This window comes from Nakamurella sp. UYEF19, assembly GCF_040546275.1.
Lineage (GTDB): Bacteria > Actinomycetota > Actinomycetes > Mycobacteriales > Nakamurellaceae > Nakamurella.
This window is the reverse complement of record NZ_JBEPNO010000016.1, coordinates 49,877-75,332: the sequence shown is the minus strand read 5'-3', so window position 1 is coordinate 75,332 and position 25,456 is coordinate 49,877. Positions and strand designations below refer to the sequence as shown.

Annotated in this window: 21 protein-coding genes and 1 pseudogene; 9 read left to right on the top strand and 13 right to left on the bottom strand. The window is 68.5% G+C overall.

Features of this window, described 5'->3' with window-relative positions; genetic code table 11:
- Positions 1–182: 182 nt before the first annotated feature.
- Both nrdR and ABIB25_RS19760 read right to left on the bottom strand, forming a co-directional pair.
- Positions 183–635, bottom strand: a complete 453-nt coding sequence (gene nrdR / locus ABIB25_RS19765) for a transcriptional regulator NrdR (RefSeq protein WP_354530227.1) — start codon at positions 633–635, stop codon at positions 183–185.
- Positions 636–949: 314 nt separating this feature from the next.
- The gene (locus ABIB25_RS19760) at positions 950–1,549 is read right to left on the bottom strand and encodes a LysM peptidoglycan-binding domain-containing protein (protein ID WP_354530226.1); all 600 of its coding nucleotides are present in this window, start codon (positions 1,547–1,549) and stop codon (positions 950–952) included.
- 312 nt (positions 1,550–1,861) lie between these two features.
- Between ABIB25_RS19760 and lexA the strand changes: the two genes are divergently transcribed.
- A complete protein-coding gene (gene lexA, locus ABIB25_RS19755) occupies positions 1,862–2,626 on the top strand; it encodes a transcriptional repressor LexA (RefSeq protein ID WP_502919859.1) in 765 nt (254 codons plus the stop codon).
- Between the two features lie 306 nt (positions 2,627–2,932).
- Here lexA and tatA read toward each other — a convergent pair.
- Positions 2,933–3,199 (bottom strand): annotated as a pseudogene (gene tatA / locus ABIB25_RS29250) (Sec-independent protein translocase subunit TatA); the annotation flags it as partial.
- Positions 3,200–3,417: 218 nt separating this feature from the next.
- Complete coding sequence (gene hflX / locus ABIB25_RS19745) at positions 3,418–4,854, bottom strand: GTPase HflX (protein ID WP_354530224.1); 1,437 nt, start codon at positions 4,852–4,854, stop codon at positions 3,418–3,420.
- Positions 4,855–4,975: 121 nt separating this feature from the next.
- Between hflX and ABIB25_RS19740 the strand changes: the two genes are divergently transcribed.
- Complete coding sequence (locus ABIB25_RS19740; protein WP_354530223.1) at positions 4,976–6,370, top strand: MFS transporter; 1,395 nt, start codon at positions 4,976–4,978, stop codon at positions 6,368–6,370.
- On the opposite strand, the gene dapF is transcribed toward ABIB25_RS19740, so the two are convergent.
- The 3 genes from dapF to ABIB25_RS19725 all read right to left on the bottom strand — a co-directional run bounded on the left by dapF (position 6,336) and on the right by ABIB25_RS19725 (position 9,069).
- Entirely contained in the window at positions 6,336–7,196 is an 861-nt protein-coding gene (gene dapF, locus ABIB25_RS19735; RefSeq protein ID WP_354530222.1) for a diaminopimelate epimerase, read from the bottom strand. The two genes, ABIB25_RS19740 and dapF, sit on opposite strands and share 35 nt — an antisense overlap.
- Positions 7,197–7,259: 63 nt before the next feature.
- The gene (miaA, locus tag ABIB25_RS19730) at positions 7,260–8,168 is read right to left on the bottom strand and encodes a tRNA (adenosine(37)-N6)-dimethylallyltransferase MiaA (RefSeq protein ID WP_354530270.1); all 909 of its coding nucleotides are present in this window, start codon (positions 8,166–8,168) and stop codon (positions 7,260–7,262) included.
- Between the two features lie 52 nt (positions 8,169–8,220).
- The gene (locus ABIB25_RS19725) at positions 8,221–9,069 is read right to left on the bottom strand and encodes a class III extradiol ring-cleavage dioxygenase family protein (protein ID WP_354530221.1); all 849 of its coding nucleotides are present in this window, start codon (positions 9,067–9,069) and stop codon (positions 8,221–8,223) included.
- A gap of 514 nt (positions 9,070–9,583) precedes the next feature.
- Here ABIB25_RS19725 and ABIB25_RS19720 point away from each other — a divergent pair.
- Both ABIB25_RS19720 and ABIB25_RS19715 read left to right on the top strand, forming a co-directional pair.
- Positions 9,584–11,122 carry a DUF349 domain-containing protein gene (locus ABIB25_RS19720; protein WP_354530269.1) on the top strand — a complete coding sequence of 513 codons (1,539 nt, stop codon included), beginning with the start codon at positions 9,584–9,586 and terminating at the stop codon, positions 11,120–11,122.
- 23 nt (positions 11,123–11,145) lie between these two features.
- Positions 11,146–11,817, top strand: a complete 672-nt coding sequence (locus ABIB25_RS19715; RefSeq protein ID WP_354530220.1) for a nucleoside/nucleotide kinase family protein — start codon at positions 11,146–11,148, stop codon at positions 11,815–11,817.
- Positions 11,818–11,922: 105 nt separating this feature from the next.
- Here ABIB25_RS19715 and miaB read toward each other — a convergent pair whose 3' ends face one another.
- Positions 11,923–13,440: a tRNA (N6-isopentenyl adenosine(37)-C2)-methylthiotransferase MiaB gene (gene miaB, locus ABIB25_RS19710; protein ID WP_354530268.1), complete on the bottom strand. Its 1,518-nt coding sequence runs from the start codon at positions 13,438–13,440 to the stop codon at positions 11,923–11,925.
- A 300-nt stretch (positions 13,441–13,740) separates the two neighbouring features.
- Here miaB and ABIB25_RS19705 point away from each other — a divergent pair, with 300 nt between their 5' ends.
- The 5 genes from ABIB25_RS19705 to ABIB25_RS19685 all read left to right on the top strand — a co-directional run bounded on the left by ABIB25_RS19705 (position 13,741) and on the right by ABIB25_RS19685 (position 18,150).
- A complete protein-coding gene (locus tag ABIB25_RS19705) occupies positions 13,741–14,469 on the top strand; it encodes an amino acid ABC transporter ATP-binding protein (protein WP_354530267.1) in 729 nt (242 codons plus the stop codon).
- A 95-nt stretch (positions 14,470–14,564) separates the two neighbouring features.
- Positions 14,565–15,545 (top strand): glutamate ABC transporter substrate-binding protein, encoded by a 981-nt coding sequence (locus ABIB25_RS19700; RefSeq protein WP_354530219.1) that lies wholly within the window; start codon positions 14,565–14,567, stop codon positions 15,543–15,545.
- Between the two features lie 37 nt (positions 15,546–15,582).
- Positions 15,583–16,284: an amino acid ABC transporter permease gene (locus ABIB25_RS19695; protein ID WP_354530218.1), complete on the top strand. Its 702-nt coding sequence runs from the start codon at positions 15,583–15,585 to the stop codon at positions 16,282–16,284.
- A complete protein-coding gene (locus tag ABIB25_RS19690) occupies positions 16,281–17,198 on the top strand; it encodes an amino acid ABC transporter permease (RefSeq protein ID WP_354530217.1) in 918 nt (305 codons plus the stop codon). The genes ABIB25_RS19695 and ABIB25_RS19690 overlap by 4 nt, the downstream gene beginning before the upstream one ends.
- A 151-nt stretch (positions 17,199–17,349) precedes the next feature.
- The gene (locus ABIB25_RS19685; RefSeq protein ID WP_354530216.1) at positions 17,350–18,150 is read left to right on the top strand and encodes a TIGR03084 family metal-binding protein; all 801 of its coding nucleotides are present in this window, start codon (positions 17,350–17,352) and stop codon (positions 18,148–18,150) included.
- A gap of 122 nt (positions 18,151–18,272) precedes the next feature.
- Here ABIB25_RS19685 and rny read toward each other — a convergent pair whose 3' ends face one another.
- The 5 genes from rny to ABIB25_RS19660 all read right to left on the bottom strand — a co-directional run bounded on the left by rny (position 18,273) and on the right by ABIB25_RS19660 (position 25,339).
- The gene (rny, locus tag ABIB25_RS19680; RefSeq protein WP_354530215.1) at positions 18,273–20,390 is read right to left on the bottom strand and encodes a ribonuclease Y; all 2,118 of its coding nucleotides are present in this window, start codon (positions 20,388–20,390) and stop codon (positions 18,273–18,275) included.
- 276 nt (positions 20,391–20,666) lie between these two features.
- On the bottom strand, positions 20,667–21,194 hold the full coding sequence (locus tag ABIB25_RS19675) for a regulatory protein RecX (RefSeq protein WP_354530214.1): 528 nt from the start codon (positions 21,192–21,194) through the stop codon (positions 20,667–20,669).
- A gap of 390 nt (positions 21,195–21,584) precedes the next feature.
- Complete coding sequence (gene recA, locus ABIB25_RS19670; protein ID WP_354530213.1) at positions 21,585–22,622, bottom strand: recombinase RecA; 1,038 nt, start codon at positions 22,620–22,622, stop codon at positions 21,585–21,587.
- Between the two features lie 307 nt (positions 22,623–22,929).
- Entirely contained in the window at positions 22,930–23,139 is a 210-nt protein-coding gene (locus tag ABIB25_RS19665) for a DUF3046 domain-containing protein (protein WP_354530212.1), read from the bottom strand.
- A 31-nt stretch (positions 23,140–23,170) separates the two neighbouring features.
- Complete coding sequence (locus ABIB25_RS19660) at positions 23,171–25,339, bottom strand: Hsp70 family protein (RefSeq protein WP_354530211.1); 2,169 nt, start codon at positions 25,337–25,339, stop codon at positions 23,171–23,173.
- Between the last annotated feature and the right edge of the window lie 117 nt (positions 25,340–25,456).

The following is a 25,456-nucleotide window of genomic DNA, read 5'->3' as shown; positions in this document are numbered from 1 at the left end:
GAGCGTTCCCTTCCCTGTGCGGGTCTGGTGCTGAGCGGGTGTTGGTGTGGAGCTGAGGTGCCGGAGCGGCCGGCCGTTGACCCGCCCGATGGATCATCGGACGTGCCGAACTGCGATGGAGCGGACGAGCGGGGGCGGCGAACGACGGCGGTCACCTGGAGCGAAAGACTGGGAGCGGCCGATCAGCCGCTCGGAACTGCCTTGAGACGTTCGATCTCGGCAGCGAAATCAGCGGCGGATTCGAAGGACCGGTAGACGGAGGCGAAACGGAGGTAGGCCACCTCGTCCAGTTGCATCAGCGGACCGAGAATGGCCAGCCCGACCTCCTGGCTCGGCACCTCGGCGGCACCGGTGGCCCTGATGGTCTCCTCGACCTGTTGGGCGAGGAGCGCGAGCGCATCCTCGTCGACCGGGCGGCCCTGACAGGCGCGACGCACCCCGAGGACGACCTTGGCCCGACTGAACGGCTCGGTGACGCCGCTGCGCTTGACCACTGCGAGCACCGCTTCCTCGACCGTGGTAAATCGGCGGGAGCACTCCGGGCACGACCGACGCCGGCGGATGGCCTGGCCGTCCTCGACCTCCCGAGAGTCGATGACCCTGGAATCGGGGTGGCGACAGAACGGACAACGCATGACGGCTCACCTCCCTGACGACGGGTCACCCAGGGCTGCGAACCGAGCCGAATGTGACTGGAAATGTGGATCGCCGGTGGGTAACCGGCTGGAACTGTGGACAACTCGCCCTGCAAGGTAACCCAACCTGTGGATAGCTTACATCCTTGTAACTACTACATGTAGGGGTAGACCGTAGATCGGGACACCAACTTCACGCAAGCGCACCCGGCGTGTCGAATCGAGTTTCCTGGTTGGCCGGGCGATTTCACCCTTCCGGTCGGAAGACGTTCCCTCTTGCCGTGGGGCCGTCACGCAGCGCTGACCGATCGCTGTCAACGGGCGGCCGTCGGGACCTGCAGCACCGCACCGACGGAGATGGCATCGCCGCTCAGACCGTTGAGCTGACGGATCTGGTCGACGACGGCCCGCGGGTCGGCACCGGGGTCGGACTGCTGGGCGATCGACCAGAGCGAATCACCCGGCGCCACCGTCACCTCACCCATCACTTGACGGCCGCTGCCCGACAGCAGGGCAACGCCGAGGGCGAGCGCGGCCGCAGCCACCGACACGGTACTCATCAGCCGCGCCCACCGGCCCATCCGGAACGGGCGGTAGGCGACCTGGTCGCCCCGATCGGCGGAGACCACCGCGGCCGTGCGGTTGGTCGAGGGCAACATGCCCGACGGCGGGCGGCGGTCGGCGGAGACCCGCGCCCGACGACGCTGCGCAGCGCGCTCGCCGGCGGCGGTCCGGGGTGCCATCGCCTCGCCCGCTACTGCACGAGGCGCACGGGGCACACCGGCCGCACGGGCTGCACGGGGCGCACGGGGCACACCGGCCGCACCGGCCGCACGGGGCGCACGCGATGGGGCAGGCACGCCGGCGTACGGGGAAGCCGAGTACTTCGTGAGGGTGGAGGTAGCGGTAGCCATGACGGTGCCTTCTCGATGGTCGGCGACCGCTTCGCGGTCGCATCCACGTCCTTGATGGAAAGGCCGCCGACACGGCCGCGAGATCCTCACTCGATCCCGACCGCGACGATGTACTGTCCACCTCGAACGAGCGTTCTATCGAACGCCTGGACTAGTTGTACATCGGACCACCGACAGTGGGAAGATTTACCGGCGTGTTTGTCGAACGCCTGTTTGAATTGTTACCCGTGTGGTCGTACGGTGATCCCCATGCCCGGAACGCAGGCGTCCCATCGAACGACCCGAGGCGGGGTCGACAGGAAGGTATCGAACGTGGCGACACGACGAACTCCAGTAGGTAAGAGCACAGGTCAGGCCGATGACGGGGATGTGTCGGAGGATTCGACAGCGTCTGCAGCGTCGAGGGAACTCGATCCCGCGGACGACACCGTCACCGAATTCCCCGAGGCCGACAACGGCCGCACCCTGACCGTTCGCCAGCGCAAGGTGCTGGAGGTGATCAGGGATTCGGTCCAGCGCCGCGGCTATCCGCCCAGCGTCCGCGAGATCGGCGAGGCCGTGGGGCTCAAATCACCGTCATCGGTCGCCCACCAGCTCGGCGTCCTGCAGCGCAAGGGCCTCCTGCGCAAGGACCCGAACCGCCCCCGGGCGGTGGACGTGCGGTCGGCCGACGAGATGGCGGACGACAATGCCGGCTACCCGACGCCGGCCTACGTCCCGGTGGTCGGCCGCATCGCCGCCGGCGGTCCGATCCTGGCCGAGCAGGCCATCGAGGACATCTTCCCGCTGCCCAAGGACCTCGTCGGGGAAGGGACTCTCTTCCTGCTTCGGGTGGTCGGCGATTCGATGATCGAGGCTGCCATCACCGACGGCGACTGGGTCGTCGTTCGCCAGCAGCCGGTCGGCGAGAACGGCGACATCGTGGCCGCCATGATCGACGGCGAGGCGACGGTCAAGACGTACAAGCGCAAGGACGGTCACCTCTGGCTGATGCCGCACAACCCGGCCTACTCCCCGATCCCGGGCGATGACGCCGTCATCCTCGGCCGGGTGGTCGCCGTGCTCCGCAAGCTCTGATCGCGGCCGGCCACCGCGGGACGGAGAAACGCAGAAGGGCCCCTCCGCGAGGAGGGGCCCTTCTGCATGCCTGAACACAGGAATCTGGCCAGGCGATAGACCGAAAAACCCGCAGGTCCAGGACCTACGGGTTCTTCGGGCTTGCGTGGATCAGTTGCCCTGCGGGCCATTCGCCGGAACGTTGATGACCGGCTGGACGACGGGCGCGGGCACCACGAACGACGGCGCGGGCTGACCGTTGGAGGCCGCTGGCACTGCCACCGGCACGGCTCCATTGACGGCAGAAACCGTAGCCGGCACCGAAGCCACCGGAGCCTGGACGACCGGCTGCGCAATCGGCGCGGGGGCGATCTGCGAAGCGGCGGTCGGCTGTGCGGCCGTGACGTCGGTTTCCGCTGCAGCGGCAGCCTTCGCCTTGCTGCCGTCCTCGTCGTGCATGGCACCGACCTCGGACTTCAGGATGCGCAGGGAGCGTCCGAGCCCACGTGCTGCGTCAGGAAGCTTCTTTCCACCGAACAACAGCAGGAAGACCACGACGACCAAGATGATGTGCCAGGGCTGAATGCCACCCATGATTCGACCTCCAGAATCCTTTTCGACTGCCTGTCAGTTCTTGTTCGCGGCTGCTGCCGACTTCGATGGGAGCAGCGAGCCGCTCGTATCGAATTCCCACGATACCCCGCCACCGGATCCTTTCCAGGGCTACCTGCCACCGATGTCGCTGAGGGTCACCTGCCACCGATGTCCTGGCTCCGCCCGGAGGCGGCCGGGAAGGTGTGCCTGCGGTCCGCTCAGGCCGACGTGGCCGCCACCCGGTAGTCGGCCAGCACTCCGGCCAGCGCGGGATAGACCTTCGCCTGGATCAAGGTGCCCTCCGCCGTGTGCTCCTCGGTGAGGACCGTGCCCTCGGCGTGCACCCGGGACACCAGAGCGCCCAGCTTGAAGGGGACCAGCACCTCGATCCGCATCGCCGGGTCGGGCAGCGCACCGGCGATGACGGCGCGCAACTCGGCGATCCCCTCACCGGTCCGGGCGGAGACGAAGACGGCATGCGGCATCAGGTGACGAAGACGCCCGAGGGTGATCTCGTCCGCCGCGTCGATCTTGTTGACGACCATGATCTCCGGGACCTGGGCGGCGTCGATCTCCGTCAGCACTTCGCGGACCGCGACGACCTGGTCCTCCGGATTCGCATCCGACCCGTCGATCACGTGAACCACCAGGTCGGCGTCGGCGATCTCCTCCAGCGTGGAACGGAAGGACTCGACCAGTTGATGCGGCAGATGCCTGACGAACCCGACGGTATCGGTGAGCGTGTAGAGGCGCCCGTCCGTGGTGGTGGTCTTGCGGGTGGTCGGATCAAGAGTCGCGAACAGCGAGTCCTCGACGAGCACGCCCGCTTCCGTCAGGGAGTTCAGCAGCGAGGACTTGCCGGCATTGGTGTACCCGGCGATCGCCACCGCCGGGACCGCATTGGCGCGCCGCTGCGACCGCTTGGTGTCCCGGACCTGACGCATCGCCGACAGCTCGCTCTTGAGCAGGGCGATGCGCCGGTGGATGCGTCGGCGATCGATCTCGAGCTTGGTCTCACCGGGACCACGCGAACCAATACCGGCGCCGGAGGCCACGCGTCCACCCCGCTGCCGGGAAAGTGCGACACCCCAACCGCGCAGTCGCGGGAGGAAGTAGTTGAGCTGGGCCAGTTCGACCTGCGCCTTGCCCTCCTTGGACTTGGCGTGCTGGGCGAAGATGTCCAGGATCAGCGCGGTCCGGTCGACGACCTTGACGTTGAGCTGCTCCTCCAGGTTGCGGAGCTGGCCCGGCGACAACTCGCCGTCGCAGATCACCGTGTCGGCGCCCGTCAGCTGGACCACCTCGGCCAGCTCCTTGACCTTGCCGGACCCGATGTACGTCCCGGCATCCGGGTTGCGCCGGCGCTGGGACAGGGCCTCGAGGACCACCGAACCGGCGGTCTCGGCGAGCCGCGCGAGTTCCGTCATCGAGGCTTCGGCGTCCTGGGCGGTGCCGGTCGACCAGACACCGACGAGCACCACGCGCTCGAGTTGGAGTTCGCGGTACTCGACCTCGGTGATGTCGGTGAGCTGGGTGGAGAGGCTGCCGACGCGCCGCAGGGCTGCTCTGTCGGCCAGATCCCGATCGCCACCGGTGTCGGCGTCCACATCGCCGTTGCGACCGGCGCGGGCAAGGAAATCGTCATGTTTCGTCATATAACTCCAGGGTGCCTCATCATGACCCCGGTGTGCCACCGGTTTGCCCGTCGGGATGCACGGCCAGGAGGGTCGACACCCGAACGTTGACAGCTCCTCGACGGTGCCCAACACTCTGCGGGTGCCCGACACCGGAGGAGGTTCGCCCGCTCCGATGGCTGTCCCGGTCGTCCCGATTGCTGTCCCGGTCGTCGAGGACAAGCCCCCCAGCCTGATCCACCACCGGGACTTCCGGCAGCTGTGGATCGGCGACACGGCGAGCCAGCTCGGTGCTGCGCTCGGGTCGCTGGCCATTCCCTATCTGGCGGTGACCGCGCTGCACGCGACCGCGTTCCAGATGGGATTGCTCTCGACCCTGTCCGGCCTCGGCTTCCTCGTCATCGGGCTACCCGCGGGCGCGATCGTCGACCGTCGCAGCAAGCGGCGGGTGATGATCGCCGCGGACCTCGGACGGGCGGCGCTGCTGGCCGGCCTGCCGCTGATGTGGTGGCTCGATGCCCTCACGCTCGCCCAGGTGATGGCCGTCGCAACGCTGATCGGAATGCTGACGGTCTTCTTCGACGTGGCCTACCAGTCCTACCTGCCGTTCCTCGTCCCGGACGACCAGGTCGTCGAGGGAAACGCGAAACTTCAAGCCAGTCAATCGGTCTCGCAGTCCGCCGGACCGGCCGTCGGGGGCCTGCTGCTCCGCACGGTCGGCCCGCCGACCGTCATCGTGCTCAACGCCGCGGGGTTCGTGGTGTCGGCGCTCTTCCTGCACCGCATCCGCCACCGCGAGGTCGCCGCGGATCCGCAGGACCGTCAGCCGCTGCGGCGCGAGATCGTCGAGGGACTGCGGTTCGTCCTGGGCCATCCCCTGTTGCGCCGATTGATCGCCTGCACCGCCATCGGCAACTTCACCAGTTCGATCGGGGCCTCCCTGGCGGTGCTCTACATGATCGACGACCTCCACCTGTCGGCCTTCACCATCGGGGTCGTCGACTCGGCGGCCGCGGTCGGCGGGCTGGCCGGTGCCCTGCTCGCGACGGCCATCGCGCGCCGGATCGGCGAGGGCCCGTCGATCGTCCTGACGGCAATCGCAGTCGCCGTCCTGACCTTCGCCAACCCGCTGGCGGCCGTCCTGCCGGCGGTGGCGACGCTGATCGTCGGAGGGGTCTTCGCGATGGCGTCGATCGTCGCCTACAACATCGCCACGGTGAGTTTTCGGCAGCGCCTGTGCCCGCCGGAACTGCTCGGCCGGATGAACGCGTCGGCGAGATTCCTGGTCTGGGGCACGATCCCGCTCGGCGCGATGACGGGGGGCCTGATGGGCTCCCATCTCGGCGTCATGGCCACCATGTGGGTGGCCGCCTCGCTCGGGTGCCTGGCCGTGCTGCCGGTGGCCTCCCGCGCGGTGTGGCGGATGAAGAAACTGCCCGAGCACGATGACGTGGCAGCTGCCCCCGGCGATCTGCCTGCGACCCCAGCGGCCATCGTCGTCGTCAGCGGTGACGGTCCCAGAAGTCCTGCTCGATGACGCCCTGCGCCACGATGACGGCCGGCCCCGTCAGGGTCGCGCCGCCGTCCTGACCATCTTCGAACGAGACGCACACGGTGCCACCGGGTACATCGACGGTGACCGGGCCGACGTCGCCGACCGGGCGGCCGATGGCTGATCCGATCCGCAGGGAGTGCCGGAAGGCAGCGGCCACCGCTACCGTTCCGGTTCCACACGAACGGGTCTCGCCGACGCCACGTTCGAAGACCCGCATCCGCACGCGGTCGGCGCCCAGTGGCACCACGAACTCGATGTTCACGCCGTGCGGGAAGACGTCGGCGTCGAAGTGCGGCGCCGCGCTCAGGTCGAGAGCGGCAAGGGTGGACGAGGCGGACGCATCGAGGAGGCAGACCAGATGCGGGTTGCCGACATCGACGGCCGTCCCGGAGTACACCTGCCCACCCAGCTCGGCCTTGGACTCGGCGCCCACGTTGGCCGGACCCATCCCGATGCTCACGTCTCCGGCGGGTTCCAACTGCGCCGTCCGGACGCCCCCGCGGGTGCCGAACTCGAAGGATCCCGGCTGCTGCAGACCGGCGTCTACCAGATACCGGGCGAACAGTCGGGCACCGTTCCCGCACATCTCCGCCAGCGACCCGTCGGCGTTGCGGTAGTCCATGAAGTAGCCGCCTCCGGGCTCGGGAGCGATCCGGATCAGCCCGTCGCCTCCGATCCCGGCCCGGCGATCGCAGATGGCGATGACCTGCGCCGCGGTGGGCGAGAGGGCATCGTCGAGATCGGGGATCAGGACGAAGTCGTTCTGCGTCCCATGCCCTTTGAGAAATCTGACGCCACCGGATTGCACGGTGACGAGCCTACGGGCCCGCTCGCTGCGGCGGATGCCTGTCCGGCGCCGACTCCCCACGGCCTACCCGGACAGCCCGGCCAGGCCCGCAACGGCGGCGGCGAGCTGCGGCAGACCACCGTCCAGCCGGTGCATCCGATGGTCCCGGCCGAACCAGGATCGCTGTCGCCTGACGAACCGGCGGGTCAGCCTGGTCGTCTCCGCCATCGCCGTCGCCAGGTCCACCTCGCCGTCGAGCACGGCGAGCATTTGCGGGTAGCCGAGCGCGCGGGAGGCGGTCACCCCGTGTCGCAGGCCGGCGGCGTCGAGCGTTCTGACCTCGTCCAGCCACCCGGCGCCGACCATGAGGGTGACGCGTCGGTCCAGACGTTCGTCCAGCACCTGGCTCGGGCGGTCGAGGCAGACCAGCAGCGCGTCGTACAGAGGGGGTCCGGAAATGGGCAGGGTGGCGGTGAAGGGCTGTCCGGTCACCCTCATCACCTCGAGCGCCCTGACCAATCGCCGTCCGTTGGCAGGTTCGATGGCGGCGGCCGCTGCCGGATCCAACCGCGTCAGACGCTCGAACAGGGGCGCCGTGCCGACGTCGGCGAGCTCGGCCTCCAGCTCGGCGCGCACCAGCGGATCCGTGCCCGGGAAATCGATGCGGTCCACCACCGCCCTGATGTAGAGGCCCGAGCCCCCGACCAGCAACGGCGTGCGGCCCCGGGCCAGGATGTCCTCGACGTGTTGCCGGGCCTGCTGCTGATAGGCCGCGACGCTGGCCCGACGGCTGATGTCCAGAACGTCCAGCAGGTGGTGCGGGATCCCGCGGCGCGCGTCGGGTGGCAGTTTCGCGGTGCCGATGTCCATGCCCCGGTACAGCTGCATCGAGTCGGCGTTGACGATCTCGCCGTCGAGGAGTTCGGCTATGTCGAGGGCGGCATCGGACTTGCCCGTCCCGGTCGGGCCGGCCAGGACGATCAGGCGGTTCAACGCCACGTCCCCGCCTGCCTCGGGCGCGCAGGAACAAGCAGGTGTGCCGAGGTCACGACCAGGACCAGGTGGCGACCAGGTACCCGATGCCGAGCGGAGCGTCGTCGTAGAACAGTGTCGCCCGCCCGGGCGGTGTCGCCGCGGTGAGATCGGCCAGGGCGGCAAACGCGGGTCCGGAGGTGAAGAGCAGTGCCCCCGCGTCGTCGCCGACGAAATCGACGGCATCAGCGAGGTCCCGGGGACTACCGGACGCCAGCGCGGCGGCCAGGGCGGCGTCCAGCGGTGCAGCGCCCAGGTGCCCGCCGCCGGGCGAATCCGGTCCACGGCTGGCGGATCCGTCGGCGACGACCAGCAGGGCCACTCGGTCGCTGGAGCGGCACGCGGCATGCAGCAGGTCGAGCGCCGGATCGACGGCGTCCGCTGCTCCCTGGAGTCCGGCCCCTGCATCGGCATCGGCGGCGGCGGCGGCGAGCTCGATCGCGACGGTTGGTATCTCGAGGTGGGACTGGGCCAGCAACGCTGCGCCGACGATGACACCCACCCCGGGCGACATCCCCACCCGTGGGAAGAGCGGGACCGGTGCGCCGGCGATCGGGGCCGCACCCAGGTCGCTGCCGCCGGCCAGCCGGCCCTCGAACAGCGGTGGCAACCGGCTGTCGGTGAGCGGCGCGGACGTCACGGTGGTACCGCTCGGGTGCAGGACGGAACGGCGCGCTGCGGGCACACCGAGATCGCGGGCCCTTGGCCCACTCGTGATCAGCAGGATGCGGTCCGCGCCGGCCAGCCGGGCGACCGCGGCAGCACAGGTGTCGGACAGACCGCGAGCAGATCGCTCCAGCGCCGGAGCCAGGCCGGCAACCAAGAAGGGCGCCCCAGGGCAGACAGCGACTCCGACGATCACCGTTGCAGGCTAACCGGCGCAGCCACGAGCGCAGGCCCACCGTCGTGACCACGAGCAGGCTGACCGGCGCAACCACGAGCGCAGGACCGGTCGGCAGCGTATTCGCGGCCCGGGCTAGTGGAGCAAAGGGGCCAACAGGCACACTGGTGGGCGCGGATCATCGAGTATCCGGCGAGGTAGCACGGGCACCGTGAGGTGCCGGGAGTCACGACTCCCCAGTCGAGCAGCAGAAAGGCCAGCAACGATGACCGAGGACATGCGCGCTCAGAACGGCGACGCCGAACTTCCGGAGGGCTCGACAAGCCTCCCGGCGGAAGACATCCAGGCATCGGAGGTCGAGCAGGCCGCATCACTCGAGGCGCCCATCGGTGACGCCGCGGCAGGGCCGTCGGAGTCCGAGATTCCTGACGCGTCGACGGCCTCGGACATCCCCGTAGCGCCGCGAGCCCCCGAGGTATCAGTGCCGACTGAAGTCGAGGAGATCCCTGATGTTCCGGGTGTTCCCGAGGTTCCGTTGCCAGCCGAAGACCAGTGCACTTCTGACGACGCGGAGGCTGCCGTCCCGGAGGCCGACGTCCCCGCGGTAGACGTCTCACCGGTAGACGTCCCACCAGCCGAAGTCCCACCGGCCGAAGTCCCACCGGCCGAAGTCCCCGCGGCCGAAGTCCCTCCCGCAACTCCCGCTCCGGCGGCCGCGCAGCGGCCCAACCCCGGTCGCGGACCGGGAGGCCGCCCTGGTCGGGCACCGGGCGGACGGCCCGGCGGCGTCCCCGGTGGTCGGGGAGCGTCCCGCCCCACCGGCGCGGCAGCACCGACCATCACGGTCGAGCCGACCGTCGAGCCGACGGATCCCCACAAGTGGGGACGCATCGACGACGACGGCGTGGTCTACGTCTACGGGCCGACCGGGGAGCGGGCGGTCGGTAACTGGCAGGCCGGTGACGCTGAGGCAGGGTTGGCCCACTTCGCCCGCCGGTTCGATGATTTCGCGACCGAGATCGCATTGCTGGAAACACGTCTGGCCACCGGCTCGGGAGATCCCAAGGCCACCAAAGCACACGCCATCGAACTGCGGGAGACCGTCGAGACCCTCTCGGGCATCGGTGATCTGGACTCGGCGGCGGCCCGGCTGGAGATCGTCATCGGCGCTGCCGACGCTGCCATCGCCGGTGCGTCGACCGCTCGGGCAGCCGCCCGCGCCACCGCAGTGGCAGCCAAGGAAGCACTGTGCGTGGAGGCCGAGCAGCTGGCCGAGTCCGAGCAGTGGAAGTCGACCGGCGACCGGCTCAAGGAGATCGTCGACGAGTGGCGGACCATCAAAGGGATCGACCGCAAGACCGACGACGCTCTCTGGAAGCGGTTTGCCAAGGCCCGTGACGGCTTCACCCGGCACCGCGGGACGCATTTCGCCGATCTGGACAAGCAGCGCGGCGCAGCACGTGAGGCCAAGGAAGCGCTGATCGCGAAAGCCGAAGCGCTGGCCGACTCGACGGAGTGGGGCAAGACCGCCGGCGACTACCGGACGCTGATGGAGGAGTGGAAGGCCTCCGGCCGCGCACCGCGGGACGTCGAGGATGCCCTCTGGGACCGGTTCCGGGCGGCGCAGGAGAAGTTCTTCTCCCACCGCAACCAGACGTTCTCCGAGCGCGACCAGGAGTTCGAGACCAATGCCGCGATCAAGGACGCACTGCTCCTGGAGGCCGAGAAGATCAACCCGGCCGGCGGTCTCGACGCTGCGAAGGCCGCGCTGCGATCCATCCAGGAGCGCTGGGAGGCCGCCGGCAAGGTTCCGCGTGAGCGGATCAAGGAGTTCGACTCACGTCTGCGGACCGTCGAGGACAAGATCCGTTCGGCCGAGGATTCGCACTGGCGCCGGACCGATCCGGAGACCAGCGCGCGGATCGAGCAGTTCCGGTCGCGCGCGGAATCCTTCCGGACCCAGGCTGCCAAGGCCCGGTCCGCGGGCAACGAGCGCAAGGCCAGGGAGGCCGACGCCCAGGCGGCACAGTGGGAAGAATGGCTCGCCGCGGCTCAGGGCGCCGTCGAGCGGTGACCGGGACGACGACCGCCGCGCCCGTGGCTGGAGGAGTCCCAGTCGTACCGGCGGATGCCGAGCTGCTGGCGGACCGGATCCGCGGACTGCACCGGCCGGGGCGACGAGTGCTCGTCGGCATCATCGGAGCTCCGGGCTCGGGCAAGTCGACGCTCGCGGCCGCGGTCCAGGAGCATCTCGTGCACGGCCCGGTACCGATCCCGACCGCACTGGTTCCGATGGACGGGTACCACCTGGCCCAGCACGTGTTGGACTCCGCCGGCACGGCTGAGATCAAGGGTGCGCCGCAGACCTTCGATGCCGCAGGCTATGTCGCCCTGCTACAGCGGTTGGTCTCGGCACGCGACCACGGCCGTCAGGAGATCGTCTACGCCCCGGAGTTCCGCCGGGCGATCGAGGAGCCGATCGCCGGCGCGGTGCCCGTCGGCCCGGAGATCGAAGTAGTCGTCACCGAGGGAAACTACCTGCTCCTCGACGAAGAGCCCTGGGACCAGGTCAAACCCCTGCTCACGCAGGCCTGGTACCTGGACACGCCCGAGGATCTACGGCTGGAGCGCCTGGTGTCACGCCACATCGCGTTCGGACGGACCCCGGAGTTGGCACTGACCCGCTCCACGACCGGAACGGACGGACGCAACGCCGCCTGTGTGCTGGCCACCCGCTCGCGGGCCGACCTGCTTCTGCAGCCGATCTGATGGCGGGAATCCCCCTGGTCGGGCCCAGCAATCGGGTCCCAGCATTCGGGGCCCAGCATTCGGGGCTCTTCAGTCCAGGACCGGCAGGACCGGCAAGGTCGGACTTCAGCAGGTCGAACAACCGACGGCGTCGGGCGCGGTGGCCGGCGGGCGACCGAGCGAGGGCATGCCGAGACCGACGCCCGGCGTGCGCGGGGTGATCCCCTCGGCATGCCGGTCCCCGGCCCTGGTCCGGCGGTGGCCGGTGAGGTCGCCGTCGGCCACCATGTGGTGGGGGGCGGCTCGCGTGAGCACGGTGGTGACCACATCGCCCGGGCGAACTGCGCCGTCCACCAGCCGGCCGGTCGGCGAGAAGTGAACCAGGCGGCCGTCTCTCGCCCGTCCGCTCATCCGGTGGGTCGAAGTGTCCTTGCGGCCTTCGCCGGCCGAGACCAGGACCTCGACGCCCCGTCCGACCATGTCCTGGTTCCCGCGCAACGCGGAGTTGTCCACCACTGCCTTGAGCCGTTGGTACCGCTCGGTGACGACCTGCGGCGGTACCTGGTCGGGCATGGTCGCCGCGGGCGTCCCGGGGCGCGGTGAGTACTGGAAGGTGAAGGCGGTGGCGAACCCCGACTGCTCGGTGACGTCCAGGGTGCGCTGGAAGTCCTCCTCGGTCTCGCCGGGGAAGCCGACGATGATGTCGGTGGTGATGGCTGCATCAGGCATGGCTGCGCGGACGTCGTCGAGGATCCGCAGGTACCGCTCGCTGCGGTAGGACCGACGCATGGACTTCAGCACGCGATCGGAACCCGACTGCAGCGGCATGTGGAGCTGGTGGCAGACGTTCGGCGTCTCCGCCATCGCCGCGATGACGTCGGGGGTGAAGTCCTTCGGATGGGGCGAGGTGAAGCGGACCCGCTCGAGTCCGTCGATCCGGCCGCAGGCCCGCAACAGGTCCGCGAACGCACCGCGGTCGCCGAATTCTGCGCCATAGGAGTTCACGTTCTGCCCCAGCAGCGTGACCTCCAGGACGCCTTCGGCAGCGAGCATGCCGACCTCGGCGAGGATGTCGCCCGGACGGCGGTCGGTTTCCTTGCCGCGCAACGCCGGCACGATGCAGAAGGTGCAGGTGTTGTTGCAGCCAACCGAGATCGACACCCACCCCGAGGACGCCGAATCGCGCTTGGCGGGCAGCGAGGACGGGAAGACCTCCAGCGCGTCCAGGATCTCCACCTGGGCCTGGTTGTTGTGGCGCGCCCGGTCCAGCAGGGTGGGCAGCGATCCGACGTTGTGGGTGCCGAACACGACGTCCACCCAGGGGGCTCGCCGGATGATCTCGCTGCGGTCCTTCTGCGCCAGGCAGCCCCCGACAGCGATCTGCATGTTCGGGTCGGCCGTCTTGCGGGGGGCCAGCATGCCAAGGTTCCCGTACAGCCGGTTGTCGGCGTTCTCGCGCACCGCGCACGTGTTGAAGACCACCACGTCCGCGTCCTGCCCATCGGTGGCCTCGCGATAGCCCGCCTGCTCGAGGAGACCCGAGAGCCGCTCGGAGTCGTGGACATTCATCTGGCAGCCGTAGGTGCGAACCTGGTAGGTGCGCCCAGCTCCGCCGGTCACTGGAAGGACGGCAGGGCCGGTCATGGCGGTACTCACGCCGATCAGGGTACGTCGCCGGCGCGGCTTCACCGGCCGTGATCGGCCCGTTCCAGAAGACGCAAAAGTAAAGGTTTGATTACCATTGGTACCCTGAGCGGACGCACCCTCGCTTTCTCTGCCAAAGTCGGTCACAGGTCCGCCGGTCCGACAAGCGTTTCCCGCAGCTGCCGACGCCACGAAGGAGAGCTCGTGTCCGATGATTCGACCGCATCCGACATCGGTCCGTACGCCGTGCAGGGAGGCTGGCGAAAAAATCCGCCGGGAGGCGACCAGAACAGCGAACCGATGATCCGGATGGACGACGTGCAAAAGCATTTCGGTTCCCTGCATGTGCTCAAGGACATCAACCTCGAGGTTCCGCGCGGTCAGGTGATGGTCGTCCTGGGGCCGTCCGGATCGGGCAAATCGACATTGTGCCGGACCATCAACCGTCTCGAACCGGTCGACGCGGGCGAAATTCTGGTGGACGGGATCCCGCTGCCGGCAGAGGGAAAGGCTCTCGCGCAACTGCGCGCCGACGTCGGCATGGTCTTCCAGTCATTCAACCTCTTCGCCCACAAGACCATTCTGGAGAACGTCACGCTGGGGCCGATCAAGGTCCGTGGGATGGACAAGGGGGCTGCCGAGGTGCTTGGTCTTTCGCTGCTGGACCGGGTTGGCATCGTGTCCCAGAAGTCCAAACTCCCCGCGCAGCTCTCCGGCGGCCAGCAACAACGGGTGGCCATCGCCCGGGCACTCGCGATGAAGCCCAAGGTGATGCTCTTCGACGAGCCGACCAGTGCCCTCGACCCGGAGATGGTGGGCGAGGTACTGGACGTCATGACGGCCCTGGCCAGGGACGGCATGACGATGGTGGTCGTCACCCACGAGATGGGCTTTGCCCGCAAGGCCGCGGACCGGGTGCTGTTCATGTCCGACGGCGAGATCGTCGAGGACGCCGGGCCGGACGAGTTCTTCACCACGCCGAAGTCGGCCCGTGCCAGGGACTTCCTCTCCAAGATCCTGACCCACTGATCCGGTGCCCCGGCGCGGCAGACCCGCATCGGTGCCCACAGATCCACGCCTGGTGCTGGACCGTCCGGCGCCATCCGTTTTGTGAAGGGACAGTCATGAGAACGTCCTCCCCGTCCGGTTCCCGACTCAGGGCGCATCTTCCGTCCCGTTTCCGGATCGTCCTGATCGCCGCCGGTGCGGTCGCGGTCGCCCTGGTCGCCGGCGCCTGCGGCAGTTCCAGCACCGGCGCAGCATCGACGAGTTCCTCGACCTCCGCGGCTGCGCCGGCCGTTTCCTCGCCGGCCGGGTCCTCGTCCGCACCGTCCGCGTCCGGTTCGGCGGTCCCGGCCGGAGCTTCGAAGGTCCTCGCCAATGCGAAGGCCGGCAAGCTGATCGTCGGCATCAAGGTCGACCAGCCCGGCCTCGGGCTGAAAAATCCCGACGGATCCTTCACCGGCTTCGACGTCGAGGTGGCCAAGTACGTGGCCAAGCATCTCGGTGTCCCGGAGTCCGGGATCGAGTTCAAGGAGTCGAAGTCGGCCGAGCGCGAAGGACTGATCGAACGTGGCGAGGTCGCCTACATCGTCGCGACCTACTCGATCACGGATACCCGCAAGCAGAAGGTGAACTTCGGCGGACCGTACTTCGTCGCCCACCAGGACCTCCTGGTCAAGGCCGACAACACCGACATCACCGGACCCGAGACGATGGCCGGGAAGATCCTCTGCTCGGTGACCGGCTCGACGCCAGCCCAGAAGGTCAAGGAAAAGTACGCCAAAGACGTTGCACTGCAGGAGTTCGGCACCTACTCCGAGTGCGTCGAGGCGCTCAAGACCGGAACGGTCGACGCGGTCACCACCGACGATGTCATCCTGGCCGGATTCGCGGCCCAGTCCCCCGGTGATTTCAAGTTGGTCGGCAAGGGCTTCTCCGACGAGAACTACGGCATCGGGCTGAAGAAGGGCGACACCGCCGGTACCGCCTCCGTCAACGACGCCATCAAGAAGATGATCGCCGACGGGTCTTGGAAGAAGGCCCTCGAGGCGACGGTCGGCCCGTCCGGCTACACCATCCCGACCCCTCCGACGATCAGCTGAACGCGGTCGTGACCCCGCTCGGCAGGGGTGAGAGCACTTGAACTTCGATTTCCTGTCCAATCCGAAGTACGACATCTGGGGCGCGTTCTGGGTCACCGTGCAGCTGACCTTCTGGGCGGCCATCGGCTCGCTGATCCTCGGCACCGTCCTGGCCGCCATGCGTGTCGCGCCGATCGCCCTGATGCGCACGTTCTCCACCGGGTACGTCAACATCGTCCGGAACATCCCGCTGACGTTGATCATCATCATGATGTCCCAGGTGCTCTATTCGCAGCTCGGGGTCAAGCTGGCGACCAGGGAGGCGGGCGTCAACCCGCAGGCGTTCCTCGACACCCAGAACTTCCGGCTCGCCGTCCTCGGGCTGGTGCTCTACACCTCCACCTTCGTCAGCGAGGCCATCCGCTCCGGCATCAATACGGTCCCGCCGGGGCAGGCCGAAGCCGCCAGGGCCATTGGCCTCAAGTTCACCCAGGTGCTCACCATCATCGTGATGCCGCAGGCTTTCCGGGCGGTGATCGCCCCGTTGGCCAGTGTGCTGATCGCGCTGACCAAGAACACCACCGTCGCCTCTGCAATCGGCGTGGCCGAGGCCGCACTGCTGATGGGTGAGCTGATGGAGAACGAGAGTGACAAGTTCACCGCGGTGTTCCTGGTCACCGCTCTCGGCTTCGTGGTGCTGACGCTCCCGATCGGCCTGATTCTGGGTTGGGTCGCCCGACGGGCGGCGGTCAGCCGGTGACCACCAAAGACGCGGTCACCGTGCTCTACGACCACCCGGGGCCCAAGGCCAGGCGGCTCAATCTGGTCCTGACGGTCATCTTCGGCGCCCTGCTGATGCTCGCCCTCTGGTGGGTGCTCTCGACACTCGCCGACAAGGGGCAGTTGGCAGCCGACAAGTGGAAGCCGTTCCTGCAGGCCGGCACCTGGACCACCTATCTGCTGCCGGGCCTCTGGGCGACGGTCCTGGCCGCCGCGTTGAGTGTGGTCATCGCCGTGCCGGTCGGAGCGGCGCTGGGGATCGCCCGGCTGTCGGACCACGCCTGGCTCCGTCGCCCGGCGGCGGCCGTCGTGGAATTCTTCCGGGCCATCCCGGTGCTGATCCTGATGCTGTTCGCCTTCACCCTCTGGTTCACCGTGTTCTCGGTGTCCAGCCCACTGGCCGGGGTCGTCATCGCCCTGGTGCTCTACAACGGTTCGGTCATCGCCGAGGTCGTCCGCGCCGGAATCCTGTCGCTGCCCCGTGGGCAGAGCGAGGCGGCCGCGGCCATCGGACTGAGCAAGTCGCAGATGATGACGTCGGTGCTGTTGCCGCAGGCCGTCACCGTGATGCTGCCGGCCCTGGTCAGTCAGCTGGTCGTCGTCCTCAAGGACACCGCCCTGGGCGGCCTGCTGATCGGCTACGTGGAACTCCGGCGCGCCGCCTCCACCGCCGCCAGCTTCTACAAGAATCTGTTGCCCACCTACGTCGTGGTCGGCGTGATCTACATCCTGCTCAATGTCGCCCTGACCTTCGCGGCGAGTCGGCTGGAGCGAAGGCTGCGCAACCGGGCGGGCAGGAGCGACCCCGGAACGGCCGGAGCCGTCGGCACGGGGACGACCCCGCTGCCCGGTACGTCCACCGTCGCGGCTGCAAACGCGGCAGCTGCGCAGTGACCGATATCCGATAGCCAGCGACCTATGCAAGATTTCCGGCCCCGGACGGCAAACCCTCACGGGGATGTCTCCGAACCCCCGCCCATAGGTTGTGCGCGTTTCCAGAGCACCGGACACGCTCCACAGCATGTTCCACCGCGAGGGAGCGAGTATGCCCAGCAACACCGGAGATCTGGAATTGGTGCTGTCCGACCTGCGTGACGAGGGGGAATATCTCGACCGGGTGGTGGCCGGTCACGACGTGGATTTCACCGCTGAGACTCCGGCAGTGGGGTGGACCATCGGCCATCAGATCGGCCACCTGCTGTGGACCGACCGGGTCACCGCCCTCGCCTGCCACGACCGGACGGGATTCGCCCGTCAGGCCGAGGCTTTCGGTGCCGACCCGGAGATGACGGTCAACGCCGGAGCCGCCTTCGAGGCGAGCCGACCCGCCGACGAACTACTCGCCGAGTGGCGTCAGGTCCGCCGGGATCTGGTGGCCACGCTGTCCGGCCTGCCCGCCGGTGCGCGCATCCCATGGTTCGGCCCTGCCATGGCCATCGGTACCGCGGCCGAGTCGCGCATCATGGAGACCTGGGCCCACGGGCTGGACGTCACCGACGCTCTGGGCCGCGAGCCATCGGCCACCCACCGGTTACGGCACATCGCAGAACTGGGTATCCGTACCCGTGACTTCGCGTTCTCGATCCACGGCAGCCGCAGCCCGAGCTCGCCGTTCCGCGTCGAATTGAAGGCTCCTGACGGCAGCAGCTGGACCTGGGGCTCGACCTCGGCCTCGGATCGAATCACCGGTACGGCGTTGGACTTCTGCCTGCTGATCACCCAGCGGAGGCATCGCGACGACCTTGCGCTCGAGGCCACCCCGGGAATGGCCGACCAATGGTTGGACATCGCCCAGGTGTTCGCCGGGCCGGCCGGAGCCGGCCGCCAGCCGCAGGTCACCGCCTAGCCGCCCGGTGTGGGCGATCCCCTGCTCGGGCAAATGGGCGCTGCATCAAGTCAGTGCCAGGCCGGGCTGGTGGCGGCGTCGGATCCGCACGAGGATCGAGGGGTATCCGGCGCCGCCCACCGTCAGCGGGCGATCTCGGTCGCCCTCGACTCCCGGATCACCGTGACCCTGACCTGCCCCGGGTAGGTCAGCTCCTCCTCGATCTGCTTGGCCACTTCCCGTGCGAGGAGGTGCGCCTCGAGGTCGTCGACGATCTCCGGCTTGACCATGACTCGCAACTCGCGGCCGGCCTGCATCGCGAACACCTTCTCGACGCCCTTCTTCGCACTCGCGATGGCTTCGATCCGTTCCAGCCGTTGGACGTAGGACTCCAGCGACTCTCGGCGCGCGCCCGGCCGCCCACCCGAGCACGAGTCCGCGGCCTGTGTCAGCACCGCTTCGACGGTGCCCGGCAATACCTCGTCGTGATGGGCCTCGATGCAGTGGGCGATCTCCTCGGACTCGCCGTACTTGCGAGCCAACTCCGCGCCGACGATGGCGTGCGAGCCCTGCGCCTCGTGCGTGAGCGCCTTGCCGATGTCGTGGAGGAAGGCACCCCTGGCGACGATCTGCGGATCGATCCCCATCTCCGCCGCCATGATCCTGGCGATGTGCGAGGTCTCGACCAGATGACCGAGCACGTTCTGTCCGTAGGACGTCCGGTACTTCAGCCGCCCGACCAGGTTGACCAACTCGGGGTGCAGGTCGGTGATACCGACGTCCAGCATTGCGTCCTCGGCCGCCCGACGGCACAGGGCATCGACCTCGTCCCCGGCCCGTTCGAAGGCCTCCTCGATGCGGTGCGGATGGATGCGACCGTCGTCGATCAGCATCTGCAGCGTGATCCGCCCGACCTCCCGGCGCACCGGGTCGAAGCAGGACAGCAGGACGGCCTCTGGTGTGTCGTCGATGATGACGTTGACCCCGGTGATCGTCTCGAACGTCCGGATGTTGCGGCCCTCGCGGCCGATGATGCGGCCCTTGACCTCGTCGGCCGGCAGGTGCACGACGGACACGACCGTCTGCGCCGTCTGGTCCGAGGCGACCCTCTGCACGGCCTCCGCGACGATGGCGCGAGCCCGGGTCTTGGCCGTTGCCTCGGCCTCGGCCTCCACCCGCCTGATCATGAAGGCGGCGTCCCGGCGGACGGCCTGCTCCTGCGACGCGAGCAGCTCGGCTCGGGCCGCGGGCACGGTCAGCCCGGAGATCCGGGCGAGTTCGGCCTGCTGGACGGCAACCTGCAGATCGATCTCCCTGGCCCGCTCGTCCATGGCGAGGCCCTTGGCCGACAGGTCGGCGGCCTGGGTGCGGAGATCGTTCTCCCTCGAGTCGGCGGCAGTTCTGGACCGTCCGAGCTCCTGACGTTCGGCCCTGATGCGCTCCTGCTCGTCGGAGAGCTGCTTCTGCTGATCGGCGACGCCCGCAGCGGAGTTCCGCAGTCGCTGCTGCGACTCGGCCAATTCGGCCCGTTCGCCACTGAGAGCGTCCAGCGCCTCCTGCGCGAGGCGCTGCTTCTCGGACTGGATGCCGGCGCGAACCCGATCCGCTTCGACCTTGGCCTCGGACAACGTCCTGTCGGCCTCGGCCTTGGCCTCCGTCCGCAGCCGGGCCGCGTCGACCAGTGACCGTTCCCTGGTCGAATCCGCCGCGTCGGCGGCCACCCGCCTGATCTCCGCTGCCGCTGCCGAGGCCTCCTGCCGAAGCAAGTGGAGCGAAGCATGGTCCTGCGCGGTGGCGTGGGCCGGACCCTGACCACCTGCGGCCGGGACTGCATCCGCTGAACCGAGCGAACTGACCGACCCGACCGAACCCCCGGATGCGGTCGAATCGGTCCCCGTCGGACTCGCGACTTCGCCGGCGAGTTCAATCCTGTCGGTGCTGGGACCATCGGTGCCGAGACTGCTCGCGCTGAGACTGTCTGGGCTGGGACTGCCGGTACTAGGACTGCCGGTGCTGGGACTGCCGGTGCTGGGACTGCCGGTGCGGAGCTTGTCGTTGGTTCCGGCGGAGTGGGCGCCTGGCCGGTCGTGATCCAAAGCCCCTTCGCGCTGCGAAGCGGTATTCATGGTTTCGGTGAAGAGTTTGCGGAGCATGTTCTCGTCGAGCGCCGGAGCGGTCGGTTGCCGTCGAAGTAGAGCTATCAAGGCGACCATGGTCGCTACCAGCGCCACGGCGAGCACGATGATCAAGGCGTTCGGCATGGCACCTCCCTCGTTGTCGCCGTCCGTGGACGGAGGGAGTTTCGCGGGCGCGCGCCATGGGGGCACCAGCCATCTTCGGAACGACCCTACGGAGGGACCGTCCCGCTTGGCCCATCTGAGCTGGGCAAATGCGGCAGAACTACACCGCTATCGATTGCGCACCGACCTGCAGCGCACGCTTCGTGATTCTCCTGTGACTTTGAGGTTAAAGACGTGCCCATGAGCGGTCAAGCTGACCCGCACAACTGAAGCGCACCAACCCGACGGCGGCTCGGTCTAGGACCAACCATCCTGCGCCTGCGAGTACCCCTCGAGAGCGCTTTCCACCACCGGGACGGCGATCTCGGGCGAGTAGCCCCGGCGGGCCAGCAGACCGAGCAGACGCCGACGGGCAGCGATCGGACCGGCCGCCATCGCAGCATCGAGCCGCTTGCCGATCAACTCGCGGGCTCTGGCGCGTTCGGCATCGCTGTCGACCGTCTCGACGGCTGCCGCCAACACGTCGGGCTCGACGCCGAGCTTGCGTAGTTCGCTGCGCAGAGCGGAACGACCGAGACCTCGATCGCGGTGCTTTACCCGGACGTAGCTGTTGGCGTAGGCGACGTCGTCGATCAGCCCGACCTCGGTGAGGCGGTCGAGAACCGATTCGGCGATCTCTTCGGGGATCTCCTTGCGCCTCAAAGCCTGCGCGAGGCCGGCCCGCGGCCTCGGCGCGACGGCCAGCAGTCGCAGGCAGATCGCCTTCGCCGCAATGGTCAGCTCACGCGCTGTTCTGCTGCCGACCGGTGCAGTGTCAGCCGGCACAGTGTCAGCCGGCACAGCGTCAGCCGGCACAGTGTCAGCCGGCACAGTGTCAGCCGGCACAGTGTCAGCCGGCACGGCGTCAGCCGGTCCGGCCGGGGTCCGAACGGCCGACGGCCCGGTGCTCTGCACTGCGGCGATCTCTTCCGCCAGGGTCTGCAGCCGGGATTCCCGTTCAGCCGTGTCCATCTGTTGCCGCCTCCGGCCGTTCTCGTACGCCGCCGGTTCGGATGGTGCCGCCGCGGGTGATTGCCCAGAAGGGCGTTCGCCGCCCGCCTGCCGAGGAATCGGCGAGGCGGACGACGTCACGTCAACGGAATCGGGTTCGATGCGATCACTACCGATCGCCACGAACTGTTCTCCCTGCTCTCGGAGCCGCCATCAACAGAACCCTCAGAAGTCGACCGGAGCCGGAGCAACCGTGTCGTCGTCGATGCGGGCACCGACACCGAGCTTCTCCTTGATCCGCTTCTCGATTTCCTGCCCGATGTCCGGGTTCTCACGCAGGAAGGTCCGCGCGTTCTCCTTGCCCTGCCCGAGCTGCTCGCCGTCGTACGTGTACCAGGCACCGGCCTTGCGGACCAGACCCTGCTCGACGCCGACGTCGATCAGCGAGCCCTCGCGGGAGATGCCCTGGCCGTAGATGATGTCGAACTCGGCCTGCTTGAACGGGGGCGCCATCTTGTTCTTGACGACCTTCACCCTGGTCCGGTTGCCGACGATGTCGGTGCCGTCCTTCAACGCCTCGATCCGGCGGATGTCGAGCCGGACGGAGGCGTAGAACTTCAGCGCCTTGCCACCGGTGGTCGTTTCCGGCGAGCCGAACATGACACCGATCTTCTCGCGGAGCTGGTTGATGAAGATCATCGTCGTGTTGGTGTTGCTCAGGGCACCGGCGATCTTCCGGAGGGCCTGGGACATCAACCGGGCCTGGAGACCCACGTGGCTGTCGCCCATCTCGCCTTCGATCTCGGCTCGTGGCACGAGCGCGGCCACCGAGTCGATGACGACCAGGTCGATCGCGCCGGATCGGATCAACATGTCCGCGATCTCCAGCGCCTGCTCACCGGTGTCCGGCTGGGAGACCAGCAGGCTGTCGGTGTCGACGCCGAGAGCCTTGGCGTATTCGGGGTCCAGCGCGTGCTCCGCGTCGATGAACGCCGCGATGCCGCCGGCCGCCTGCACGCTGGCCACCGCATGGAGGGTGACGGTCGTCTTGCCCGACGATTCCGGACCGTAGATCTCGACCACGCGGCCGCGAGGCAGACCACCGATCCCGAGAGCGACGTCGAGTGCGATCGAGCCGGTGGGAATCACCTCGACCGGTGCTCTGCCCTCGTCACCGAGACGCATCACCGATCCCTTGCCGAATTGCTTCTCGATCTGCGCTAGTGCGATGCCGAGTGCTTTTTCACGATCCGGTGCCGACATGGCAACCCCGTGCCTTTCGTGTTCTCAGGTCGCCCGACCGGTGCTGCACCGACTGGCGTGATGTCTGCTTGCTTGTCCTGACCGACGGTAGAGGCCACCACCGACAGCCGCCCGTAGCCGCCGCAGAATGTGGACAACCAACAGGTATGGGGATAACTCTAGACGTACAGATGTTCGAGATGCCAGTAGGTGGGATGGGCGTGTCGCGATGCCTTTGCCCGGCACCAACTGGACCAGTCGCCGGTGAGACCAACTGGTCCAGTCGCCGGTGAGAGGGAAGCCCACCCAGCGGCAAGCGATCAACAGATCAGTCGGGCAACCCGTGGTGCAGGGCCGCAGGGACATCGAAGGTCTCGCACACCACCGCCCACACCCGCTTGGGATTCTCGCCACCACGCAGAGCCTCGTCGACGGTCCGACCGCCGAGCGCGGAGAAGACGTGGTCGGTAGCCACCGAAGTCGCACGATGCTGGCCGAAATGGGCCCGCATCAGGGCACGGAACTCGGTGAGGCGCATGGTTTCCGATGCTACCGCCGGGCCGGGGTCGTCAGCCGGTGATCGTCGCCCCGAGCGCGGCCTTCCAGTAGGTGATCGTCGCGTCGAGGTCGGCGCCCTTGGTCGCGCCGATGAAGGCCAGCACCGGAAGTTTCGAATCACGCCACCCCATCAGGGTGACGCCGCCGGTGGGACTCGGGCCGCCGGAGTACTCCCCCGAGTCCGTCGCGGTCTTCCAGGTGCCACTGCGCCTGGCAGTGAACTGTTCCTCGATGAAGGGCCAGAGCAGATCCCGGCCGGCCGCACCAGTGGTCTGGAAGATGACCGCCGCAAAGCCGTTGGTGCTGTCGATGCAGGTCGAGAACGAGGTGGTGAGCGTCTGGAGCTGGGCCACCGTCTTGGCATCGAGACTCAGCACGTTCGGATCGGTGGTGCAGTCGAGATCGGCGAGCGACCCGATGGCCGACCTCATGCACGAGGTGATGCCGGTCGAGTCGCTGACCACGCTGCACCCGGTGGTGCTGTCGGTAGGCGTCGTCGGAGTGGTCCTGGTGGTCGGCGTCGTAGGCGTCGCAGGGGTGGTCGGCGTCGTCCTGGTGGTGGGGGTCGTCGGCGTCGTCCTGGTGGTGGGCGTCGTCTTCGGGGTGGTCCCGGGTGACGTCGAGGCCGGTGTTGACGACACGGCGGAGCTGGTCGCGGTGGTCTGCGGGGTCGTGGTGGTCACCGGATCAGCGGTCGACGAACCGGACCTGGTGGTCAACACGACGACGGTGCCGGCCACCAGCAGAGCCACCACCACGGCGGCGACCAGCAGCATCCGGTTGCGCTTGGACGGCCCCGGCCCGGCACCGGCCGGCACGGGGGCATGTGGGCCGGAGTTGAACGGCGGGCCCCCGGCGCGGCCCCCCGGCGGCGGCGGGTTGAAGGGCCCGTTCGGACCCGGTTGAGCCCTGGTCGGAGGTCCCTGACTGCCACCCGGACCCTGCGGACCCTGGCCGCCCGGACCGGACTGCGGGCCGCCCGCGCCACCCGGCCCTGGAGGACCGCCCCACTGGGACATGGACGTCGGCCCCATGGGATTCGGGCCGATGGAGCTCGGGGGCGCGGATCCCGGACCGGCACCGAGCAGGTCGGTGCGGCCCTGTTGGCGGGACACCGAGGGGATCAGCGCAGCCCCCATCGCCACTGCCGTCTCCGGCTGGTCCAGCGTGGTGGGGACGACGCCGAGCTTCTCGCCGATCATGCCGGCGACCAGCGGGATCCGGCTGGAACCCCCGACCAGGTAGATGCCGCCCAACCGGTCGCCGCTCAAGCCAGCACGGCCGATGGTCTCGGCCAGGACCTCGACGGTGCGCGCTACCACCGGACGGACGAGGCCCTCGAACTCCTTGCGGGTCAGCAGGGTGTCGTCGAACGGATCGGGCAGCGGCAGGTCCGTCTGCGCATACCGCGACAAGGTCTCCTTCGCCGCACGCACGTCCTCGCGAAGACTCCGGGCGGCCCGCCGGTCGGAGGAGTTGCGCGGCCGGGAGAGGGCCTGCCACCTGCCCGGATCCTCCACCGAGACGGTTCGTCCCAGATGGTCGACGATGGCTTGATCGAAGTCGACCCCGCCGACGTCGGCCAGTCCCGACTCGGCCAGCACGATGAAACCTGACCTCGTCGAACCGACCACGGCGCAGTCGAAAGTGCCGCCGCCGAGGTCGTAGACGGCCAGGTTCGATCCCACGGTGAGGGCCTTGCCCGGCAGGGACGAGAAGTGGGCAGCTGCGGCCACCGGTTCGGGGATCAGCGACAGCGCGGGACCGAGACCCGCGGCACGGGCGGCGGCGAGCAGCACGTTCTGTCGGGAGGCGCCCCACTCGGCGGGGTGGGTCAGATTGATCTGATCCGGGGAACGCCCGTTGAGCTGTCGCCGGGCCTCGTCGATGACCCTCCGCAGTACAGCGGCGATGGCGTCCACCACCGGCACCACCCGGACACCGAGAAGGATCTCGCCGTCGTCGATGCGACGCTTCGGATTGGCCTCGAACCGCTCAGGGGCCAGCCGGGCCTTGCGCTCGGCATCACGTCCGACGGACAGCGTGCCATCGTCCTCGATGTAGACGCAGGAGAGCAGCCAGCCCCCACCGTCGATAGCCAGCACCCTGGGGGGACGTCCATCGCCGGCCAGCACAGCCACCGTGTTGGACGTTCCGAAATCGATGCCGAGCACGTCCACGCCGGTGCCCGCCTCCGTTCCTCTTCTGTTCGCAGGCTTGACGTGCTGCCCGTCCCACTGGTTCCGCAGCCTGCTCGGAGTCTGCCATGACGCCCGTTCGACCCGCTCGGAAACGAT

Excerpts from the sequence above, each read along its gene's own strand:
- rny (WP_354530215.1), bottom strand. The coding sequence starts at position 20,390 with ATGCCGAACGCCTTGATCATCGTGCTCGCCGTGGCGCTGGTAGCGACC.
- miaB (WP_354530268.1), bottom strand. The coding sequence starts at position 13,440 with ATGACCGGCCCTGCCGTCCTTCCAGTGACCGGCGGAGCTGGGCGCACC.
- ABIB25_RS19700 (WP_354530219.1), top strand. The coding sequence starts at position 14,565 with ATGAGAACGTCCTCCCCGTCCGGTTCCCGACTCAGGGCGCATCTTCCG.
- hflX (WP_354530224.1), bottom strand. The coding sequence starts at position 4,854 with ATGACGAAACATGACGATTTCCTTGCCCGCGCCGGTCGCAACGGCGAT.
- ABIB25_RS19705 (WP_354530267.1), top strand. The coding sequence starts at position 13,741 with ATGATCCGGATGGACGACGTGCAAAAGCATTTCGGTTCCCTGCATGTG.
- ABIB25_RS19685 (WP_354530216.1), top strand. The coding sequence starts at position 17,350 with ATGCCCAGCAACACCGGAGATCTGGAATTGGTGCTGTCCGACCTGCGT.
- ABIB25_RS19760 (WP_354530226.1), bottom strand. The coding sequence starts at position 1,549 with ATGGCTACCGCTACCTCCACCCTCACGAAGTACTCGGCTTCCCCGTAC.
- recA (WP_354530213.1), bottom strand. The coding sequence starts at position 22,622 with ATGTCGGCACCGGATCGTGAAAAAGCACTCGGCATCGCACTAGCGCAG.
- nrdR (WP_354530227.1), bottom strand. The coding sequence starts at position 635 with ATGCGTTGTCCGTTCTGTCGCCACCCCGATTCCAGGGTCATCGACTCT.
- ABIB25_RS19665 (WP_354530212.1), bottom strand. The coding sequence starts at position 23,139 with ATGCGCCTCACCGAGTTCCGTGCCCTGATGCGGGCCCATTTCGGCCAG.